Genomic DNA, 4163 nt, shown 5'->3' on the forward strand with positions numbered 1-4163 from the left:
GCTCCTACACGGGTCAATGTAGGAGCTGCCGCAGGCTGCGATCGCTTGATCTTGAATCCTTTGATCTCGGATCGGGGGCGTTACCGGCGCCGTTGTTGACGTCGACGCTGCTCGTCATCGGTGCGGATCGGGACAGGCTGCAGAGGCGGTTCGATCAAACCGAGGGCAACACCCAAGTCGTGTAGCCAGTTTTGAATTTTCTCTTTCATCGTCATGCCCCCTTCAGGGTGGTGCTGAGCGGCCGGAATTCTGAGGCCGCTTCGCACTGATAATAGTCCGAAGTCCTACGCAATGCTCGGCCAAATCCGCAATGATCTGTTACTGAATTGAACAGAATTCGCCGGCATTGGTTCAGGCTGTTTCTCGGGTTTCGATCTGAGCCGCAGGATAGACAGCTTGCTGCACCTCGACCCAGGCATTGAGGTTGGCGCCGACGATGCCTTTGCGCCACATGAGCCACGTTGTCGCACCCACGAATGGCTCGGCCAACGGATGCGCCGCGACGCTCTCGCGGCCCGGCAGACTGGCAAGCATCGACTCCGCCATCAACGCCACGCCGCTGCCGGCAATCACGCAGGCGAGCATGCCCTGATACGACTCGATCTCCATCGCCCGGCCCATCGCGGCGTGATAGTGGGCGTACCAGGCCTCCAGGCGCATGCGATAGGAACAGCCCTGACGGAAGGTGAACACCGCACGCCCTTCGACATCCTTGGCACTGCGCACGGGCGGGTGATCGGTTTCGGTAATCAGCACCAGCCGCTCTTCGCACAACGGCACACCGTCGAGCCCGGCCAGCTCCAGCGGACCATCAACCAGCGCCGCATCAAGTCGACCGGTGAGCAGACCTTCGAGCAACTCGCCGCTCGGCGCCGACTGCACTTGCAGGTTCACCGCCGGGTATTGCTTGTGATAACGCGCGAGCAACGCCGGCAAATGGATCGCCGCCGTGCTGTACATCGTGCCCAAGACAAAATCCCCCGCCGGTTGCCCGCCCATCACCGCCGCACTGGCCTGATCACGTAACGCGAACAGTTTGCCGGTGTAGTCCAGCAGGACTTTTCCTGCAGGCGACAACTGCAAACGCTGACGCTCACGGACGAAAAGCTCTACACCGAGTTGCTCTTCAAGCTGTTTAAGCCGCGTCGACAGATTGGAAGGCACTCGGTGCAGGCGTTCGGCGGCGCGGGTGATCGAACCCTCCTCGGCGACGGCCTGAAAGATCCGCAGTTGGCTGAACTCCACAAGCTTTCTCCATAACAGAACAAGTTACTCACTATTATTCATTTTTAAAGAAAGTCAATCAGTCCTAGCCTGACGGTCATTGATCCTTCGAAGGAATCCCGACCATGTCGCCCCTGATTCGTTTATCCGCTTGCTTCGTCGCCCTGATGATGGCCATGGGCATCGGGCGTTTCGCCCTCACGCCACAAATGCCGCACCTGCTCAGCGAAGGTCAGTTCGACCTGACGGCCGCCGGTCTGATTGCGGCGGCCAACTACCTCGGTTACCTGCTCGGTGCGGTGGATGCGATGTTTGCCCATCGCCCGCAGCAGGTACAGCGGCGCCTGCACGGTGGCTTGTGGTTGTGCGTGCTGCTGACGCTGGCATCGTTCTGGGCCAATGGGTTCTGGTCGCACCTGATCCTGCGCTTCGGCACCGGGGTGGCGAGCGCCTGGGTGCTGGTGATGATCACGTCTTTGAGCCAGCCACTGGCGGCGGCAGCGGGTCGTCCACGTTTGGGCGCGCTAGTATTTGCCGGGCCGGGGTTGGGGATTTTTCTGACGGGGTTGTTGGCGCTGGTCTCACATCTGCTCCATCAAACCTCGGCGACGTTGTGGCTGATTTACGCTGCGGCGGCAATGGTGATGATGCTCGGGGTCTGGCGCGTTCTGCCGCAGCCGGCCGCCGCTGTGTCGGTTGACGCGGCTCAGGTCGGTGCGTCGAATCGTGGTATCGGGCGACTGGCAGTGATCTATGCGCTCTACGGCGTAGGCTACATCATCCCCGCGACGTTCCTCTCGCAAATGGCCAACGCGCAGTTCCACGGACAATGGCAGGCGGATCTGTTCTGGCCGTGCTTTGGTCTGGCCGCTGCGCTCGGCGTGTTGCTGGTGAGCCTGCGTCGTCACGATCCCGCGACCACCCGGCATTGGTTGATGGCGACGTTGTGGCTGCAAGCTGCCGGGGTGTTTGCCTGCCTGCTGAGCAGCGGCTTCGGTCTCGCGCTGGGGGTGATTCTGTGTGGCACGCCGTTCCTCGCCTGCATGCAGTTGGTCATGCAACGCTCGCGGGACATCGCGCCCCATGCCACGCAGCGCAACGCCGGACTGCTGACCGCGTGCTTTGCCGTCGGCCAACTCAGCGGGCCATTATTGGCAGCGCTGAGCAGCCATTTCAGCGGTGGCCTGCACCCGGCGCTGGTGATCGCCGGCAGCGGTTTGCTGATCGCCGGCGGTCTGGCGATGCAATCGACTAGCGCTGGCCCAGCGCTTGGCGCAAACGCCTGCGCAGCCACTGCTCGGCGCTGACAAAGGTGATGCCGAGCAACACCAGCACGGCACCGATGACGAAATTAACGCTCAATTGTTCGCCCAGCAGAATCACGCCGAAGGTGACGCCGAACAGTGGTGTCATGAACGAGAACACCGCCAGGTTGGCCGCCAGATAACGACGCAGCAGCCAGAACCAGATCAGGTAACTGAAGAAGGACACCACCAGCCCCTGGAACAGCACACTGGCCACCGCCACGGTGGTCAGGCTGACATGGGTGATCTGGCCGCTGAACAAGGCGATCAACAGCAGACCGAGGAAGCCGACAATCAGTTGGTAGAACAGGGTGAGCGTCACCGGCGCTTCCGACAGGCGCGAGGCACGCACCACCACGGTGGTCGCGCCCCAACAGGCGCCAGCCAATACGCCGAAGGCATCGCCGAGCAGCATGCGCCGGTCGAGGTTGTCCCACGACACACCGCCGGCGAAGGCGATTGCGATGCCGATAAACGCCAACAGAATCCCCAGCCACTGCAAAGGCCGCAGGCGCTCGCTGGCCAACAGAAAGTGCACGCCCAGCGCGGTGAAAATCGGCGCGGTATAGAGGAACACCGACATGTGCGCGGCGGTGGTCAACTGCAAACCTTCGGCAATGAAGAGGAACTCCAGACCGAACAGCGCACCGGCCAGCAAACCGCCACGCCAGGTGCTGCCGACCTGATCCCAACCGCCCTTCCAGCAGATCAGCAGACCGACCAGCAGTGCGGAAATCCCCGAGCGCGCCGCCGCTTGCATCACCGGCGCAATGTCTGGCGCGGCCCACTTGATCATCACCTGCTGCACGCCCCAGATCAGGCACAGGCCGATCATCACTTGCAGGGCAAAACTGTCGGCATTGCGCCGTTCGACACTCACCGCAACACCTCGAACACATACAACATGGCAGGCCATCCAATGGTCAGAAATCAGTGTCGAGGATTATCAATCAGTCGGGCGAGAAAAAGGCGTCTGGAAAAGACATTTAGTTCGTCAGTGGCGGCAGAGGTGAATGGCTGTCGGCCGCGCCGCCATTCGCTGGCAAGCCAGCTCCCACAGGATCGGGTTGAGCACCGATCCTCTGCTCGACACAAGCCTCTGTGGGAGCCTGGCTTGCCAGCGATGGCGTCAGTTCAATCGACGTGGGTTAGCGATCAGCTCCAGCAAACCGCCTCGCCAGCAAAAACCCGACAGTACAAGCCACCGCCGTGGCAAACGTGCCCCACGCCCAATCCATCAACGACACCTGCGCCGACCAACCGCGCAACGTCGCCCAATTGGTCAGGTCATACGTGCCATACGCCACCAGCCCCAACAGCGCGCCACGCTTCGCCGCCCACTGCCATGTCACTGCCGGGAGCACCACAAACACCACACAACCGAAAACATACAGGCAATAAAAAACCGCTGCGGGCACCAGCAGCGGTTTTTCCAGCATCAGCGAACCGAGCAGTTCGCGATAGGTCGGCGCCATCAGCAGGCCGAGCCAGAGGCCGTCGAGCAGCAGAAACGCAATCAGCGTTGCAACATAGGCACTCAGCGCTTTCTTCATTTGCCATCCCCTCATGTAGGAGCTGCCGCAGGCTGCGATCTTTTGACGTTGTTTCTAAAAGACAAGATCAACAGATCGCAGC

The 4163-nt window shown here is 61.3% G+C and carries 5 protein-coding genes; 1 reads left to right on the forward strand and 4 read right to left on the reverse strand.

Annotated features, from left to right (window positions below):
* Window positions 1-80: 80 nt before the first annotated feature.
* Together EJA71_RS27715 and EJA71_RS26175 are read right to left on the reverse strand one after the other, a co-directional pair.
* Entirely contained in the window at window positions 81-209 is a 129-nt protein-coding gene (locus EJA71_RS27715) for a PA1414 family protein (RefSeq protein WP_007914492.1), read from the reverse strand.
* 142 nt (window positions 210-351) lie between these two features.
* On the reverse strand, window positions 352-1245 hold the full coding sequence (locus EJA71_RS26175) for a LysR family transcriptional regulator (protein WP_158960841.1): 894 nt from the start codon (window positions 1243-1245) through the stop codon (window positions 352-354).
* 104 nt (window positions 1246-1349) lie between these two features.
* On the opposite strand from EJA71_RS26175, the gene EJA71_RS26180 reads away from it, so the two are divergent.
* Window positions 1350-2531, forward strand: coding sequence for an MFS transporter (locus EJA71_RS26180; protein ID WP_158960843.1), 1182 nt, complete (start codon window positions 1350-1352; stop codon window positions 2529-2531).
* Here the strand turns inward: EJA71_RS26180 and EJA71_RS26185 are convergent.
* Window positions 2476-3408, reverse strand: a complete 933-nt coding sequence (locus EJA71_RS26185; protein WP_158960846.1) for a DMT family transporter — start codon at window positions 3406-3408, stop codon at window positions 2476-2478. The genes EJA71_RS26180 and EJA71_RS26185 overlap by 56 nt on opposite strands.
* Window positions 3409-3676: 268 nt before the next feature.
* Window positions 3677-4081, reverse strand: a complete 405-nt coding sequence (locus tag EJA71_RS26190) for a DUF2177 family protein (protein WP_158960848.1) — start codon at window positions 4079-4081, stop codon at window positions 3677-3679.
* Between the last annotated feature and the right edge of the window lie 82 nt (window positions 4082-4163).

The sequence above is a fragment of the Pseudomonas sp. PB106 genome, from assembly GCF_009764645.1.
Lineage (GTDB): Bacteria > Pseudomonadota > Gammaproteobacteria > Pseudomonadales > Pseudomonadaceae > Aquipseudomonas.

Coding starts and splice junctions, on each gene's coding strand:
- EJA71_RS27715 (WP_007914492.1), bottom strand. CDS start 209: ATGAAAGAGAAAATTCAAAACTGGCTACACGACTTGGGTGTTGCCCTC.
- EJA71_RS26180 (WP_158960843.1), top strand. CDS start 1,350: ATGTCGCCCCTGATTCGTTTATCCGCTTGCTTCGTCGCCCTGATGATG.
- EJA71_RS26190 (WP_158960848.1), bottom strand. CDS start 4,081: ATGAAGAAAGCGCTGAGTGCCTATGTTGCAACGCTGATTGCGTTTCTG.